This is a genomic window from Methylotenera sp. (assembly GCF_029946165.1).
GTDB lineage: Bacteria > Pseudomonadota > Gammaproteobacteria > Burkholderiales > Methylophilaceae > Methylotenera.
In genome coordinates, this window is the sequence record NZ_JAQSDZ010000024.1 from 43768 (window position 1) to 59607 (window position 15840).

General features: G+C 40.5%; 17 protein-coding genes. 8 read left to right on the forward strand and 9 right to left on the reverse strand.

Features of this window, described 5'->3' with window-relative positions; all coding sequences use genetic code 11:
- Positions 1-71: 71 nt before the first annotated feature.
- On the forward strand, positions 72-1763 hold the full coding sequence (ybaL, locus tag PSV17_RS12180) for a YbaL family putative K(+) efflux transporter (protein WP_300483015.1): 1692 nt from the start codon (positions 72-74) through the stop codon (positions 1761-1763).
- 43 nt (positions 1764-1806) lie between these two features.
- Here ybaL and PSV17_RS12185 read toward each other — a convergent pair whose 3' ends face one another.
- The 8 genes from PSV17_RS12185 to PSV17_RS12220 form a co-directional block, all read right to left on the reverse strand.
- Positions 1807-3372 (reverse strand): HDOD domain-containing protein, encoded by a 1566-nt coding sequence (locus PSV17_RS12185; RefSeq protein WP_300483018.1) that lies wholly within the window; start codon positions 3370-3372, stop codon positions 1807-1809.
- A gap of 274 nt (positions 3373-3646) precedes the next feature.
- Positions 3647-4231: an FxDxF family PEP-CTERM protein gene (locus tag PSV17_RS12190; protein ID WP_300483021.1), complete on the reverse strand. Its 585-nt coding sequence runs from the start codon at positions 4229-4231 to the stop codon at positions 3647-3649.
- 156 nt (positions 4232-4387) lie between these two features.
- Complete coding sequence (locus PSV17_RS12195; protein WP_300483023.1) at positions 4388-5359, reverse strand: VWA domain-containing protein; 972 nt, start codon at positions 5357-5359, stop codon at positions 4388-4390.
- Positions 5356-5892, reverse strand: a complete 537-nt coding sequence (locus PSV17_RS12200) for a hypothetical protein (protein WP_300483025.1) — start codon at positions 5890-5892, stop codon at positions 5356-5358. The genes PSV17_RS12195 and PSV17_RS12200 overlap by 4 nt, the downstream gene beginning before the upstream one ends.
- On the reverse strand, positions 5892-6857 hold the full coding sequence (locus PSV17_RS12205; RefSeq protein ID WP_300483028.1) for a vWA domain-containing protein: 966 nt from the start codon (positions 6855-6857) through the stop codon (positions 5892-5894). The genes PSV17_RS12200 and PSV17_RS12205 overlap by 1 nt, the downstream gene beginning before the upstream one ends.
- Positions 6858-7766 (reverse strand): nonribosomal peptide synthetase MxaA, encoded by a 909-nt coding sequence (locus PSV17_RS12210; protein ID WP_300483030.1) that lies wholly within the window; start codon positions 7764-7766, stop codon positions 6858-6860.
- Between the two features lie 12 nt (positions 7767-7778).
- Positions 7779-8639: a hypothetical protein gene (locus tag PSV17_RS12215; protein WP_300483032.1), complete on the reverse strand. Its 861-nt coding sequence runs from the start codon at positions 8637-8639 to the stop codon at positions 7779-7781.
- Positions 8636-9682: a MoxR family ATPase gene (locus PSV17_RS12220; RefSeq protein ID WP_300483034.1), complete on the reverse strand. Its 1047-nt coding sequence runs from the start codon at positions 9680-9682 to the stop codon at positions 8636-8638. The genes PSV17_RS12215 and PSV17_RS12220 overlap by 4 nt, the downstream gene beginning before the upstream one ends.
- Positions 9683-9828: 146 nt before the next feature.
- Between PSV17_RS12220 and PSV17_RS12225 the strand changes: the two genes are divergently transcribed.
- Together PSV17_RS12225 and PSV17_RS12230 are read left to right on the forward strand one after the other, a co-directional pair.
- Positions 9829-10608: a hypothetical protein gene (locus PSV17_RS12225; RefSeq protein ID WP_300483036.1), complete on the forward strand. Its 780-nt coding sequence runs from the start codon at positions 9829-9831 to the stop codon at positions 10606-10608.
- A gap of 47 nt (positions 10609-10655) precedes the next feature.
- Positions 10656-11213, forward strand: a complete 558-nt coding sequence (locus PSV17_RS12230) for a TetR/AcrR family transcriptional regulator (RefSeq protein ID WP_300483037.1) — start codon at positions 10656-10658, stop codon at positions 11211-11213.
- Between the two features lie 70 nt (positions 11214-11283).
- On the opposite strand, the gene PSV17_RS12235 is transcribed toward PSV17_RS12230, so the two are convergent.
- Positions 11284-11958, reverse strand: coding sequence for a Crp/Fnr family transcriptional regulator (locus PSV17_RS12235; protein ID WP_300483040.1), 675 nt, complete (start codon positions 11956-11958; stop codon positions 11284-11286).
- A gap of 143 nt (positions 11959-12101) precedes the next feature.
- Here PSV17_RS12235 and PSV17_RS12240 point away from each other — a divergent pair, with 143 nt between their 5' ends.
- From PSV17_RS12240 to PSV17_RS12260, 5 genes are all read left to right on the forward strand, one after another.
- Entirely contained in the window at positions 12102-12527 is a 426-nt protein-coding gene (locus tag PSV17_RS12240; RefSeq protein ID WP_300483042.1) for a cytochrome c, read from the forward strand.
- A 27-nt stretch (positions 12528-12554) separates the two neighbouring features.
- Complete coding sequence (locus PSV17_RS12245; RefSeq protein WP_300483044.1) at positions 12555-13931, forward strand: cbb3-type cytochrome c oxidase subunit I; 1377 nt, start codon at positions 12555-12557, stop codon at positions 13929-13931.
- 192 nt (positions 13932-14123) lie between these two features.
- Positions 14124-14705 carry a cytochrome c oxidase subunit 3 family protein gene (locus PSV17_RS12250; protein ID WP_300483045.1) on the forward strand — a complete coding sequence of 194 codons (582 nt, stop codon included), beginning with the start codon at positions 14124-14126 and terminating at the stop codon, positions 14703-14705.
- A gap of 7 nt (positions 14706-14712) precedes the next feature.
- Positions 14713-14982 (forward strand): cytochrome C oxidase subunit IV family protein, encoded by a 270-nt coding sequence (locus PSV17_RS12255; protein WP_300483047.1) that lies wholly within the window; start codon positions 14713-14715, stop codon positions 14980-14982.
- 49 nt (positions 14983-15031) lie between these two features.
- Positions 15032-15814, forward strand: coding sequence for a CbbQ/NirQ/NorQ/GpvN family protein (locus PSV17_RS12260; protein WP_300483050.1), 783 nt, complete (start codon positions 15032-15034; stop codon positions 15812-15814).
- Positions 15815-15840: the final 26 nt, after the last annotated feature.

Genomic DNA, 15840 nt, shown 5'->3' on the forward strand with positions numbered 1-15840 from the left:
TTTATCAATCTGAAATGACTTAAAGACTGATATGCTTCAAGACTAATATGCTCCACTAAAAAGGCGAACATATGGATCATGACTTAACACTAATTACCACAATCGCCTCTGGCTTTGGGCTGGCACTTATATTTGGTTTTATCGCCGAAAGTTGTAAGATTCCAGCGCTCGTTGGTTATTTATTCGCAGGCATTCTGATTGGCCCAGCCACGCCAGGGTTTGTGGCAGATATAAGCATTGCCTCTCAATTATCTGAAATTGGCGTCATGCTACTCATGTTTGGCGTAGGCTTACACTTTTCAATTAACGATTTAATGTCAGTTAAGCGAATAGCATTACCTGGTGCGGTCATACAAATGACCATCTCAACAATACTTGGCATGTTGCTAGTTAGTTGGTGGGGTTGGACGTTTGGCGAGGGCTTAATTTTCGGTTTGGCTTTATCATGCGCCAGCACTGTTGTGTTATTAAAAGCACTTGAGTCTAGAGGCATACTTGACAGTATGAATGGCAAAATAACTGTGGGCTGGTTAGTGGTGGAAGACCTTGTGACGGTATTAGTGCTGGTATTAATGCCGCCACTAGCGGCCATTTTAGGCGGCGTCACTACAGCAAGTTCATCTACGCCATTATGGCAGACCATTAGCTTTACGCTTTTGCAGGTGACTGGTTTTATCGCCTTGATGTTAGTCGTTGGTAAGCGTTTGTTGCCGTGGATTCTGTGGCATGTTGCAAAAACAGGCTCAAGAGAACTATTCACTTTATCCGTTATTGCCACGGCAATTGGCATTGCCTACGGCGCGGCCATCTTGTTTAGCGTGTCGTTCGCCATAGGCGCTTTTTTTGCTGGGATGGTGATGCGTGAGTCCGAGTTCAGCCATAGAGCCGCTCAGGAATCATTACCATTGAGAGATGCTTTTGCAGTGCTATTTTTTGTGTCAGTTGGGATGCTGTTTGAGCCAGCAATATTACTTTCCAAACCGCTGAGCGTATTAGCCGTGGTAGCCATCATTGTTTTTGGTAAATCTATTGCTGCAATGGTCATCACTTTGGTACTTCGTTACCCGCTCAATACTGCACTTACTGTAGCCGCGAGTTTGGCTCAAATTGGCGAATTCTCTTTTATTCTAGCTGGTTTAGGCGTCTCATTAAAAATTCTGCCCGCTGAAGGCATGAGCTTAATTCTAGCTGGCGCTTTAATTTCAATAGCCATCAATCCACTTATATTCTCAATCATTAAACCATTTAAGAAATGGGTGCTGGGCATTTCTGAAACTGCCCGCCTATATGAGCAACGTGTAGATCAGTTTTCCGAGTTACCTATGAGTACAGAGCGCAAATATTTGGAAGGCCAGGTTGTACTTGTGGGTTATGGACGAGTGGGGCAAAGAATTGCCAGAGTATTAAGCGATAATCATATCCCTTATGTTGTAGCTGATGAAAATAGAGAGATTGTTGAGGATTTGCGTAAAAAAGGTATACCTGCAGTCTCGGGGAATGCCTCAGAACCTGCTGTTTTAATTCAAGCACATATTGCCAATGCATCCATGCTGGTCATTGCAATCCCAGATACGCTTAATATAAGAAAAATGGTCGAAACTGCAAAAACGCTGCAACCTGAAATTATCATTGTGATAAGAACGCATAATGAAGAAGAGTCAAATTTAATGACAACAGAGAATATTGGAAAAATATTTTATGGTGAAGAAGAACTCGCAAATGGAATGAGCAAGTTCATCGTTTCACAATACATTCCACAATAATTTGTTTTCTCGCGACCAGCAAGCTTGCACGAACTATTTTTAATTATTGGCTTTGCTTGATTGCTAATACAGCTTGGTTGCGCAATGTGCGCAGAAGGCTCAGGTTTTTGGATTTTTCATCAAATGCATGGGTAGTTTGCATATCCACATAAAAGCAACCAACAGCTTTTTTATTAATCATCACTGGTAATAGTAAAAAGCTTTTTGCCGAAGAAATCTTTTTGTACCATAGGGGTATTTTTGCAGCAATTGATTCAGAATCGGTATCCTCAATCACGATATCCGCACCAGTATCAGCGGCAAGATAAAAAACATCGGGTGTGGAATGTAGGGGAAATTTAAATGCTAGCAATATCTTTTCCGTATCCTCACCATATCCAGATCGAGCTTGCATTAAGTTCGTTTTTGCATCGCGCACAAGCATTAACACTCGATTGCATCCCATACCTCGATACATGGTTTCTAATATCATCTGCAAAACATCATTGAGTTTATAGTCACTGACTAAAGTGTTCATGACCTCCTGTATGCCGGCTTGAAGAATACTCTCGGAGTCTATTTTTTCATTAGATTCTGATAACTCAGCAGAATGTTCGAAATCTTCCTTAGTTTGCTTGGCTTCTTTATTGGCATTTGCTTCGTCATGTGCTGTTTGGTTTTGATCTTTCAGTGCCTTGTTTGTGTATTCAGATATACGCTTTAGGAATAAACTTTTTTTGATGGCTATATTAAGTATCTTAGCGCGAATGGCCATTTCCTGAAGGCTTTGTTCCAGCGTTTCATGTAGCAGCTTTTCATCTATTTGAATGGCATTTCTATATTTTTTTACCAATTGCCCAATGGCTACATTTTTATCTTCGATACTAATACTTGAGACGATTGCAGTGAGTTCACTGGCTAAATTAACTGTTACATTGAGTTGATCCAACTCATTGGTAGAATTACCAACTTTAATATTCGGTAACGCTTGCATGCCATGAAGTAAGCGGCTTGGGAAATTCCAACTCTTAGCCACGCCATTACCTAAATCATCATAACTAATCCCCAATACTTTAATTGATGCTAGTTTAGGCGGTATACCATCAGAAATCAGTTGATTGATTTTTTGACTTTCATCAAAAAAATAAAAAGTCGTGAGTAGTTGTCCTAGGTGGTGAAAAATTCCACAAATCATCGCTTCTTCATGATTCTGCTTATGCAAATTATAAGTGAGTTGCCGAGCAGTTAGGCCTGAGAAAAATGAAAAAATCACTTGATCTGTTAGTTGAGTGGCTTGTGATTTGTTTTGTAAAAAATCTATCAAAATCAAGGTGGTGGCAATATCACGTACTACATCAAACCCCAGAATGACTACAGCCTTAGAAATGGTGCTAATTTTTCCTCCAAATTGACCATAAGAAACCGTGTTGACAATCTTAAGCAACTTATTGGTGAGCGAGAAATCTTGCAGAATGATTTTTGTTAGACTGAGCGTAGATGAAAGATCAGAGCTGACTGCATTATTGATTTCGCTGAAAGTGGTAGATAGCGCAGGAAAGTCCTCATTGCTACGCATGCGACGTAGCAGTGATTCAAGTGCAGAAGTGTTATTTGTGTCCGTTATAGCCATTAATGAAAAAGATGTAATCAATCCAGAGTTATAAAAGTTTTGATTTTAAGTATTAGTAAATCGATGGGAAAGATTATATGCTAAAAGGCTAAGTGCATTTAATAAATGGTCAATGATTCTGCGGTGTAGTTCTTACGTTGATTCAGATTCGGTTGTAAGAAAAGCTACTTTGTTTTTCAGATTCATCTGAACAGTGGTACAAGGTTGGTGACGCAAAATGAAAAAAGGCCCTGAATATTCAGGGCCTTTTCAATAATATTGCTAGTCAGCTATATTATGCATTTTTGCGTCTACGAGCTACAAAGCCCATTAAGCCAAGACCTGCAAGCATCATTGCATATGACTCTGGTTCTGGTACAGGAGAGGTTGAGTTAACATACCAAGCGCTGCCGCCTTGTGCGTCTGTCAAACCTTGTACATGCAATGCGAATTCATCACCAGCAAAAGCTACTGGATTAGCAAATGTTGCAGTGAAAGATACTGTCTCACCTGATGTTAAACGTGCTTGTTTATCAGTTAAGTCAAAGCGGAATTCCCATTGACCTGTAGGGCCACCACCATTAGAAACAGTTACAGGAGCGCCACCAACAACGTTTGAAACTACTGGTGTTAATGCCGGGTCTGTATTTACAGCAATCGCGCCAATGAAAGCACCAGTTGTAAATATACTGTTAAGGTCAAAAGAAGTTAGTGTGAAGTTGTAAACACTACCGCTACCTGTAACAGACAAGCTAGCAAATGTTTCAGTTGGCTGATAAGAGCCAGATAGAAGTGTACCGTAGTCTTCTGTTGAAGCCATTGCTGGTACCGCTGTAAGCATTGTGATTGCAAGAAGCAATCCTTTAAGATTATTAAACATGTATTATTTTCCTTGAGGTTATTCTGATTTAAGTCGACGTGCGAATACTATCTGAGCCAGAATATTCGGCAATAGTCCGTATGGACTAGCTGCACAAAATAGATGAATGATCTTGCTATCACTAATACTTATCCATCACCATTTAATCCAAAGATATTACAATTGGTTAGCTCTAACTTTTGCATGCCTTAAAGAAACAAAACTAGGAATATACGCAGCCAGCAAAATCACTATTGATAAAATTAAATACAGCCAACGAATGTTGTAGTCAGTAACAAAGCTGGAAGCTGGTTTTTGTTTCTCTAAAAACTCATAAAATTTAGATGTATCCTTGCCTTTAATGTAGGTCGCTTTAATATCTGCCGAAAGCTTAATTAAGTATTCCGATTCTAATTGAGATAAAAATCGATCATATTCTGCATTTGCGACTGGGGGATCAGGCTCATCTTGGCTTGGGTCAGCATAGGTCACACCGACTGCGCCTGCATTATTGTTATCAGTGATAGGCCAATATCCCACTCTTTTATTATTCGAGCTAAACCTCGGAACACCAACTTTCGTAACGCCACCAATCCCTACAAACGTTAGATTTTTACCCATTTGTATGCCACTTAAATCTTGCTGAATAGTGACATTCACTCTTGGAGCTTCATCTCCATCTGTGAAAAATAGCATTTGTGCAGGCACATTGAGAGAGTCAAATACATTCGCCGCTGCGCGTACACCAAAACTTAGGCGACTATTGCCTTTCCAAGCCATACGCCACTCAAGATGGTCTATAGAATCTGTAATGACATCTAAGTTTTTACAGACCTCTAGAGGATTAATTAATAACGCAACGTTGTCTGATGCAAAAATACCTACGCTAAAATAAGTGCCACATGGTGATGTTTGTACAATATTCCTCATTAAATAGCGCGTATAAGCTAGCCGACTGACTGCTTTATTATTGAGCCTTTCATCCTCAGCATTCATGCTTTGAGATACATCTGCAACCAGTAAGTAGTTATGTACCCGTTGTTTTAATTGTATATTGGGCTTAAAAATTGCCAGTATCATAAAAACGATGGCTGTTATATAGAGAAATGTTTCGTAATTTCTCTTAACAAATGTAAGTGTTTTATTCATGGTAATCCTATTGGCAAGTTACTTAATTCCATCGTGGATTGTTCTTTAGGTGCTGCCTTCATATTTTTTGCCATCACGGAATTCAAAAGACTTAGATTAAATTTGGTTGCCTTATCTTCTGGCGTGATACGAAGTGATTGCTCATAAGCCAATTTGGCTTGAATATAAGCGTATCTTGCTTCATCTTGGAATGTGCCATCATCATTAATTCTACGAATTAAGCCAAAAGTAAACAGATTATTGCCAATATTGAAATGAATTTTGGCTTGATCTGCTAAAGATGGCGCGTTATCTAATAACTGGCTGTAAGTTTGCACTGCATGCTTGTAATCAGATTTATTTCCTTGATCATAAGCCGCGGTAAATTTTTGCAAATAAGGATAATCAATGTCTGTGATTAACTTGCCCGAAGCAATTTGGTCATTTAATCGCGTGATTTTATGATATTGATAAGCTTCAAAAGCCGTCCCGATAAGCCCAATAATTAATAATAATCCAAAGATAATATTGCTATTTTTGATGTGTTTTGCCATTAATGTATCCTAAGATTTTTAACCAATAAAATGAGCAAGCTCAGTGCTAATGCAATCACAATCAGGTCTCTTGAGTAATCATGACCGGGGATAGTGACCGAGTACTGAATCATATTTTTTTCTTTAGCGTTAATCTCACGAAGCGCGGACTCTAGCGTGGTTGGATTATCTGCCTCGAAAGCTTTGTATTTGAGTTTGAGTGATTTAAAAAAGCGATCTAAATTAATTGAGTCAGGCGCTTGTTCTTCGGTGTAATTTTCTTTACTAAAAATACTAATGTCATCTGGCTCACGCAATACAATCCAATAAAGATTGAGCTTTTTTTCCGCTAATTGGTGTGAGATTTTGTATTTAACTCTTGGACTCAACTTTCCCGCGCCATCTGAAAGCAAGATGACCGCCCTGGAACCTGAGCTTTGAATGTTATCGAACAGTGTTACCGCTTGCGTGATACCTGCACCTATATTGGTTTGGTTTAAGGCAGGTCCTGTAGCTGCGTTAATCGCGGCATGTATGGCATCACGATTTGCTGTAATTTTCATGCCATACAGTGCTGAGTTAGTAAAACCAACTACACCCATCATATCGTCAGGGCGTGAGTCGATAAACGCCGTGATTAACCTTCTAGCTGCGGCTGACTTTATCTCTGCCGCCCTGCCGCCTGTTACTTGACCTGCGAACGGGTGGTCCATACTCACACTGCGATCAATGACCAACACAGTCTGCGCGCCTTTGCCAATTTTTTGTTCCTGCTTGCTCGCGCCTTGCGGTGATGCAAGTGCCAATACAAGACTAAGCAATAATAATGCAGTAATAGTTTTAACGGTAAGGTTAGCAATCTCTGAGAATCTGTCCGAAGGTACAATATCAAGCCACGAATACATCTGCCCTTGATGGCTCTTTAGCAAAAATGGCACCGCAATAATGGGCAAAAGCAAAATCGCCATGGGTTGTAATAGGGTCATTTATGCACCTCGCTCACAATCTCTTAAATGCTTACTGAGTTTGAGTAGCTCGCTCATATATTGTGAGGAATCAGTGGAGTGATTTGCAAACAAAAATGCATTTGATTGGTCGAAAAAATCGCGTATTTGATTCTTAAATTTTGAAAACTGAGGATGGCTAAGCAAAAACTTATCCACCTCATAATCAAATAGATTTGAGCCATAGGTTTGATTAAAAGCTTGATGCATAAAAACAGAAGCTTGCTTTTGACCTTCTAAGGTTTTGGGTAGTTTTTTTAATTTTCGATGCGCTTGTGCAAATGCGCCATTCATCCATGGAATCCAACGCCCATCTGCATTCATATACAAAAGCCCTAGTACGCCAATTGCTAGGAGTGCCATAGCTAATCCTAGCTTAACTTGATGTGAAACTACATTCTGTAAATCGGCTTTATGTTGCGGTTGCATAACCGGTTTAGCGTTTAAAATACCTTCTGGTACTAAAGCGGCATACCAAAACTGCCATCTAGGCACCTCTACAATAAAGTTGCTTTTATCAGCTGTGAAAGTTAAATGTTCTTTAGGCAATTGTATTAATGCTGGCTTGCTGGCACTGACAAATACTTGGTAAGTAAGATTAATTAAGTACTTATTTTTTCCACTTGAGTGAGATAACTTTGCCTGAATATCTTTTAATTCAATCCCATCTAAGTTTCTCCCTTTGATAGGTAATATAGATTTGGAGAGTTTGTAAGATTCTTGCACCTCAATTTCCACTGTGCGATGTAAAACATCACCAATTTGTACGCCATGATTCTGCGGCGGATTTATGATTTTTATCAGTTTGGCCTCGGTATTCTGACCCTCAGACATTGCAGAGAATGACACTAAGCTAAGTAATATCAGGCATTTAAGCATTAAATTTTTCATACTTTGTTTTTCCTAACCCATCATTTCTTCAAAATAATGCGACATCATTTCTGGTTTATATTGATTGCTGATGAAAACTGCTTGTGTTTCAAATTTGGAAAATAAGGCGTTTAGCGCTTGTTTTCTTTGCTCGAATGCAGCAATAAATTGTTGCCTTACGGCCTCACGAAAAAATATGGTTTTTTGCAACCCAGTTTCAGGATCAATCATGTTTCCGAAACCAAACTTAGGTAGTTTCAAATACTCATGTTCATCCCAAAGCACAATAGGTACAAGCTGATGAATAGACATTGCGCTGAGCGCTTGCTCAATTAGCGCTAAGGGCATATGAAAATCGGAAATCCAAAACACTAATCCTTTATGCTGACTTAAGTATTGAGGGACTTCTAAAATACCTTCGCATCCGATGTTCATTCCATGAACTTGGGAAAGTTGCTCAATGGTTTCAAATGATTGTTGAACATTGCGATTGAGTGTAAGTGTCATGTCCTCAATCACCGTTTTGTCATAGCAAATCAAACTAAACAAATCACCAACCTCAAAAGCTGAATAGGCGACTGAAGCAGCGATCTCTTTCGCAATATCTAACTTTCTAACGCGCCCTTTAAATTGCATTGAGCTTGATAAGTCACATATTGCAAAAATGGGCGTCGTGTTGTCTTGATTGAATACTCTGACCTGCACTTGCTCGTAAGGGTCACGTAACGTTTGGCGGATATCCATGCGTCTTGCATCTGGATAATCAATTAGAGACACATTTCCTTTAAATTCAAACCCTAATCCACGTTGTGTACCGCGATGGCCGCCGTAATGCACGCTGCTCGATTTCCAAGGAACCTGATAGGTAAAAGGTTTTGCGTAAGCGGGAATCATGCAGCTTTAGCCTGAGCCGGTACGGCAACAGTTTGTAGAATCTGTGACGTTAACTCGCGAGCTAGCACTGTTCTGCGGTTCTCATACATCGTGTTAAACACTAAGCGGTGCGCAATCAATTCATGGAAAACCGCATGAATATCTTCTGGGTATAAGCTATCTCGATTCATTAACCATGCATTCACGCGTGCCGCTTTGAGCAACATTCCCATTCCACGCGGGCTAGCGCCCGTGTGAATCAGGCGAGTAATATCAGCACTGTCTAGCTTGATGCCAAACTTCTCTGGTGATTGTGTTGCCTCCCACAGATCAAGGGCATATTCTTCTAGAACATTGCTTGATTTAATATGACTTTGAAGTAAATCTGAAAATGCATTCAGCTGATCAAACTGCAATACTTTTGATTCCACTTGCTGGGTCAAACTTTCTGCATGCTGAAACTTTACATCGAACATGAGCGCTTTACGCAAATCACGATCATCTGGTATGTTGATGGGGATTTCCATCATAAATCTATCGCGCGCGGCCGATGGAATCTCAAAAGTCTCATTTTTTTCAACTTGATTTCTATCGGCAAATACCACCATGTGAGGCAAGCGATACTCGCGTTTGAAAGCACTGATATGTCGCTCAGCCATTACACGCAGCATTAGTGCATGCACTTGCGGTCTTGCTCGATTAATTTCATTAAAAAAGAAAACAGATAAATTCTCGCCAGCTCTTAATAAAGGGCCTTCATCAATTTTTGGGCGACCATCTTCTCCCAAATAAGTATGGTAAATAAGGTCATTTGGCATTAAATCCACGGTGCCTTCAATACGCTCATAGTCACCACCTATGCATCTTGCAATAGATTGCAACAGCGTCGTTTTACCTACGCCTACACCGCCTTCAAGTAATACATGACCACGGGCAAAAATCGCGATATTGATCAAACGAATGGCTTTTTCCTGTCCTACGATTACCTTTTTCACTTCGTTTTCTAGCTTTAATGCATGACTACGCCAATCTGCCAAATTTGCATCATTAATTGATATTTGCATATGAATCCTATATAAATAAAGTTTACGGAGAACGATGCATTGCATTGTGCAATACATTGCGTTAACATGCAGACAGGTCTGTTCGTTTTTATAGTCTACTTTAAGTTTTCTAGTGAACGCAAGATATTTTTTTGAGGTAAATTAAGTTGACCCAATTACACAATTATCAGGTAAGAAAAATTAAGCTCTGGGATCTAACAGGTTTAGTTTCTTTTACTGGCCTGCAAAAAATCATCTCTTCTAAATCGGGTAGAAATATCGCACTTATCTTGCTGCCAAAACAGTTAAATGATTGGAATAGAGCTAGGGCTGCAAACCTAATTGCCAATGGACAACATTCAAATTTATCTTTTGAAGACATCAGTTTTATTAAGAACCAAATTCAAGAGGCGGTTAGCAAATCTGTAAAAAATTGCACACAAGTATTCATAGATCAGCTGTTCTTTTTGACGATAGGCGCCATTCAAATTCAATCTCAAACTGATTCCTCTCAGGCTTGGAAGTTATTATCGCAAACCATTGATGACTACTTAAATCCTAAAAGTGAATATCGAGTTTATCAATTCGGCGCCTTAATCATGTTTTTTATGATTTGCCTGAGCACGTTGCAAATTATCCCTACAAAACATTACGCAGCAAGTGCAAGTGGCGATGACATGCTTTTCGAAGCACCAAAAAACTCAATGCCTGTAGGTATAGCCGACCCCGTTACCATCAGTATGTTACAACTTGCTTATAGCAAAATGAAAAAGGGCACTTGCCAACTTCCGCAAGCAGCTATGTTGCCAGAACGCCAAAGACAAGCATTTTTGGCTTTTGTGAATGAAGGTACGATAGACGTGAATAATGTGGAAAATTTAAGAGATGCATTTGGCTACGTGAGTTGTTTATACCCACAAGAACTTATGCGTCCACTTATACATTAATCACTCAAACTAAAACATTTTAGTTATGTTTGAATAAAGGAATTTTGATGAAAACCAATGAGAAAATATTAGCCGTCGCTACACTTCTATTTGACAGTAGGGGCATACAAGCTTCTGGCGTAGATACGATTATTGCTGAGTCTGGCGTAGCGAAAGCAACGCTTTATAAACATTATCCAAGCAAAAACCTCTTGGTCATTGCTTATCTCAAGAGTAAATCTGATAAATTCTACGAGTGGTTGAATTCGCAATTGGCTTCTAAAAAAGAAGACTCCATTGAGATTCTGATAACCCTATGCGAGTTGGTTGAAGTGTGGATTTCAACACCAGAATTCCATGGACTTCCATTCCATATTGCTTCGGTGGAGTTTCCAGACCCAGATCACCCAATCAATCAATACTCTGTTGTACTCGCTGCGGAGTTACAAGGTTATCTGTCGAAAATCGCTAAAACAGCGGGGGCGCGTGACCCAGTTGCGCTTGGACAACAACTCACCATCATATTTGAAGGGGCTGCTTTAGTTGATAGATTAAGCCCAGGTACTGGGGCCGCAAAAAGAGCAAAGAATGCAGCTGTCGCATTAATCCAGAGTGCAGTCAAATAGTGATGTATTAGGTCTTTAATCGATCTTTTAGCCATCACTAAAATCAGCGCCTTGATTTATGTTATCGATTTCACTCGAAATTTCGTAACCCAGCAATATTGGTAATCACAATTTCCTTACCATTCACTTCAATTAACCCAACATTATTAAGCCTTAACATTACGCGGGAGAGCGTTTCTGGCGTGATGTTGAGCATGGATGCGATTGTCAGTTTGTTAGCAGGTAACAACACTCGCTCAGGGTTGGGGGACTCAGAGCTAATCTGTAATAAATAGCCAATCAGGCGTTGCGTACTATTTTGCAATGAAATAGATTCAATATCATTGACCAGTTGGCGGTTACGGGCAGATATGCCAGCCAACATGCGTCTCACAACCGTTACATCGTTATCCAGAATATCAAAAATTGCATCTCTGGTAATTAATAAAACTTTGGAGTCTAAGGTTGCCTGTGCGTAAATTGGAAAAGTACGCTCTAGGAATAAAACTGCCTCACCAAAACTTTCACCTGCCTGAATTAAACCGATGACTTTTTCATCTCCTTGTGGAGAAATGACGCCAAGCTTAATCTGACCGTCGAGCAGTAAGTAAAAGCCATGCGCTTTATCGCCACGGTTAAACAGTACTCCTCCTCTTGGCACATCCACTAATCTTGTTCCATTGGCAAGCGGCTCAATTTGGGCGGGCTGAAGCTCTGAGAACATGTAAAACTCAGATAGCTTTTGAGCAATAAGTACTTTATCCATTTTTTAATACCTTAAATTCTATTAAAGATTATTGTTGACTAATTTACTCAAGTTTAAAAAAACTTGATTCCGGTCAAGAATTAAAATGCTGCCTACTGCTATTGTTCGAGCTGTATTTTTATTCACTCTGTAGGAGCAATGTTATGAGCGCAACTTTCACTAAGTCCATGGCGCGAAATGTTTTTTATGGTGGAGGAGTTTTCTTCTTCCTTTTATTTATCGCACTCACTTTCGACACTATGAAGGTTTTACCGAAGCGAGACAATAGTCAAAACATTACGCCAGCCGTTGAACACGGCAAAAAGCTATGGGAGACCAACAATTGTATTGGTTGCCATACGTTGTTGGGCGAAGGTGCGTATTTTGCTCCTGAACTAGGCAATGTGTATCCCCGTCGCGGACCAGATTTTATTAAAGCGTGGATCAAAGGGCAGCCAACAGGCGTTCCTGGACGTCGTCAAATGCCGCAGTTTAATTTAACTGATGCGGAGATTGATGATCTTGTTGCGTTTCTTAAATACGCTTCTGAAATCAACACTAATAAATGGCCGCCAAACATTGAAGGCTAGTCCGTCATTTTCTAAGGAGATAATAAAATGAAATATAAATCTCAGGCAGTGGCGAAGCTTTATTTTATCGCTGCTATAGGCCTTTTCCTTGGTCAGATTCTATTTGGTCTGATTATGGGGTTGCAGTATGTGGTAGGGGACTTTTTATTCCCAGTCATACCTTTTAACGTAGCTCGAATGGTGCATACCAATTTGTTGATTGTATGGTTGCTATTTGGTTTTATGGGAGCATCGTATTACTTGATTCCAGAAGAGTCAGAAACCGAGTTGTATAGCCCTAAACTCGCCATCATTACCTTTTGGATATTCTTAGTGGCTGGCGCGGTAACTGTACTTGGCTATTTGCTTGTACCTTATGCATCCCTTGCAAAATGGACTGGTAACGATCTGCTCAACACAATGGGACGTGAGTTTTTAGAGCAACCATTGCCTACCAAAGTAGGGATTGTGATAGTGGCTTTATCTTGGCTGTTCAATATCGTTATGACGGTGCTTAAAGGCCGAAAAACAGCCATCAGCATAGTGTTATCGCTTGGTATGCTTGGTTTGGCAGTGTTCTTTCTGTTCTCGTTTTACAACCCAGTCAACCTAGTAAAAGATAAATTTTACTGGTGGTGGGTAGTGCATCTTTGGGTAGAAGGCGTTTGGGAATTGATTTTAGGTGCAATGTTAGCTTTCGTGTTGATTAAAGTAACAGGTGTGGACCGTGAAGTCGTTGAAAAGTGGTTATATGTCATTATCACCATGACGTTAGTAACAGGCATCATTGGTACAGGTCACCATTACTTCTGGATTGGCGCACCGGCTTATTGGCAATGGTGGGGTTCTGTCTTCTCAGCATTAGAGCCTATACCTTTTCTAATGATGACTATATTTGCCTTCAACATGGTTAATAAACGTCGTCGTGAACATCCAAACAAAGCTGCAGTACTATGGGCTTTAGGTACTAGTGTAATGGCGTTCCTAGGTGCTGGTTTGTGGGGTTTCTTGCACACATTAGCGCCAATTAACTACTACACACATGGTACGCAGTTAACGGCTGCTCATGGTCACTTGGCTTTCTTTGGTGCTTATGCCTTAGTGGTGCTCACCATGATTTCTTATGCAATGCCTATCTTGCGGGGACGTGCAGCTAACCCAGAGCGAGCGCAAATTATGGAAATGTGGTCATTTTGGCTAATGACAATTTCTATGTTCTTTATTGCCTTGTTTCTGACAGGTGCTGGAATCGTGCAAGTTTGGCTGCAACGCATGTCACCAACACCCATGAGTTTTATGGCGGTACAAGATCAAATATCAATCTTTTACTGGGCTCGTGAAGGCGCTGGTTTGGTGTTCTTAATTGGCCTGTTGCTTTACATTGGCAGTTTCTTTGTTAAAGGCGAAAGCCGAGCGTTTGAGTAATTTACTAAAAGATTGAATTAGAAAGAGGGGTTTCGGCTCCTCTTTTTTCTTTATGACTTTGATTTTTACGCCTAATTTTTACTACTGATTTTTACAACTTGATTTCGGTCAATGACTAGGCCAGCTATAAAACGCAAGATACAGACAATGTTACTAACAAAATTAATCATTAAATTTAACCATAGGAATTAAGTGCCACCAGCTATCAACATCAATAATCAAGATGACCTTCCAGGGGACTTCGCTATCTGGATTTTTATATTTGCCGAAATGTTAGCCTTTGGCGTGCTGTTTGTCGCCTATGCGTTTAGTCGAGCTCAAGATGTTGAGCTATTCAATGCGTCGCAACTGACATTAAGTCGTATTTCTGGTGCAATCAACACGCTGGTGCTGATTACCAGTAGTTACTTTGTTGTTCAAGGCGTTGCGGCTATTAAACGTGGTTTAAATAAACAATGTGCACATTGGCTGACAGGCGCATTCATACTGGGTGGTGTGTTTGTCGTTATCAAAATGGTGGAATTTCATGCCAAGTTTGCAGCGGATATCACCATGAGCACTAACAATTTTTATATGTTTTACCTATCACTCACTTTTTTTCATTTTATGCATGTATTGATGGGCATGGTGATTCTAGCCATGATTATCATGAAGGCTAAACGTGGCGGGTATAGTACCCAAGACTACGTGGGTGTTGAAACTGGCGCCTCGTTTTGGCACATGGTAGATTTTCTATGGATTATTCTATTCCCACTGGTTTACATCATACGTTAGGGCGATTATGGCAAACAATAAAGCACTATTTCCTACAGTCATATGGCTCACGCTGGTTGCCTTGACAATCATAACGTTTAGCTTAGGTGAATCTGCAATGTCTGGTAAAGGCGTAATGCTTACGCTTTTAGCGATCACCATGATTAAAAGTCAGTTGGTGGCTAATTATTTTATGGCTTTGCGCAAAACTAAGTTTTTGTGGCGCGCCATTATGTTTGGCTATTTCATCATCGTGGGCAGTTTAATTGCAATGGCTTATTTAATGGGCCTTAAATAATTTTAAACGCCTTAAACCGACTAAATTTAAAAGCAATACGGGAAACATCATGGAAAACCTACCTTTTTATCAATCGCACGGGAGCGAAATTGAGCTTTTTGAGCGTGCATGGCGTAACAATTTGCCTTTGCTTATTAAAGGGCCAACGGGTTGTGGTAAAACACGTTTTGTAGCACACATGGCAGCACAACTTAATTTACCGCTCTACACCGTAGCCTGTCACGATGACCTCACTGCGGCGGACTTGGTCGGTCGCCATCTGATTGTGGATGGTCAAACCGTATGGAGTGATGGTCCTTTAACACGCGCGGTGCGTGAAGGGGGCATTTGTTATCTAGATGAAGTAGTTGAAGCACGTAAGGACACAACGGTTGTATTGCATCCATTGGCTGATGATAGGCGCATATTGCCAATAGACCGTACCGGTGAAATATTGGCCGCGCCACCTTCTTTCATGCTCGTGGTTTCTTATAACCCTGGCTATCAAAACTTTTTAAAAGGCATGAAACCATCAACCAGGCAGCGTTTCATTTCACTTGCTTTTGATTTTCCATCCGCCGCGCAAGAGGAAGCCATTCTCATTGGTGAAACAGGCATCGATGAAATGTTAGCAAAGCGTTTGGTCTCTATTGCTAACGCTTTTCGTGCATTGCGTGATCATGATTTAGAAGAGGTCGCTAGTACGCGCTTGCTGGTATATGCCGCCATTCTGATTAAAGATGGCTGCGAGCCAACATTGGCTTGTCGCGCGGCCTTTGTTGAGACTTTGACCGACGACCCAGAGACCGCAGTTGCTCTGCGCGAAGTGATTGATGCGACATTCGGACTTTAGCCCTAGCGCCATGAAATCGCCTTACT

Coding starts and splice junctions, on each gene's coding strand:
- PSV17_RS12185 (WP_300483018.1), bottom strand. CDS start 3,372: ATGGCTATAACGGACACAAATAACACTTCTGCACTTGAATCACTGCTA.
- PSV17_RS12260 (WP_300483050.1), top strand. CDS start 15,032: ATGGAAAACCTACCTTTTTATCAATCGCACGGGAGCGAAATTGAGCTT.
- PSV17_RS12195 (WP_300483023.1), bottom strand. CDS start 5,359: ATGAATAAAACACTTACATTTGTTAAGAGAAATTACGAAACATTTCTC.
- PSV17_RS12205 (WP_300483028.1), bottom strand. CDS start 6,857: ATGACCCTATTACAACCCATGGCGATTTTGCTTTTGCCCATTATTGCG.
- PSV17_RS12235 (WP_300483040.1), bottom strand. CDS start 11,958: ATGGATAAAGTACTTATTGCTCAAAAGCTATCTGAGTTTTACATGTTC.
- PSV17_RS12215 (WP_300483032.1), bottom strand. CDS start 8,639: ATGATTCCCGCTTACGCAAAACCTTTTACCTATCAGGTTCCTTGGAAA.
- PSV17_RS12210 (WP_300483030.1), bottom strand. CDS start 7,766: ATGAAAAATTTAATGCTTAAATGCCTGATATTACTTAGCTTAGTGTCA.
- PSV17_RS12220 (WP_300483034.1), bottom strand. CDS start 9,682: ATGCAAATATCAATTAATGATGCAAATTTGGCAGATTGGCGTAGTCAT.
- PSV17_RS12245 (WP_300483044.1), top strand. CDS start 12,555: ATGAAATATAAATCTCAGGCAGTGGCGAAGCTTTATTTTATCGCTGCT.
- PSV17_RS12255 (WP_300483047.1), top strand. CDS start 14,713: ATGGCAAACAATAAAGCACTATTTCCTACAGTCATATGGCTCACGCTG.
- PSV17_RS12200 (WP_300483025.1), bottom strand. CDS start 5,892: ATGGCAAAACACATCAAAAATAGCAATATTATCTTTGGATTATTATTA.
- PSV17_RS12240 (WP_300483042.1), top strand. CDS start 12,102: ATGAGCGCAACTTTCACTAAGTCCATGGCGCGAAATGTTTTTTATGGT.
- ybaL (WP_300483015.1), top strand. CDS start 72: ATGGATCATGACTTAACACTAATTACCACAATCGCCTCTGGCTTTGGG.
- PSV17_RS12190 (WP_300483021.1), bottom strand. CDS start 4,231: ATGTTTAATAATCTTAAAGGATTGCTTCTTGCAATCACAATGCTTACA.
- PSV17_RS12230 (WP_300483037.1), top strand. CDS start 10,656: ATGAAAACCAATGAGAAAATATTAGCCGTCGCTACACTTCTATTTGAC.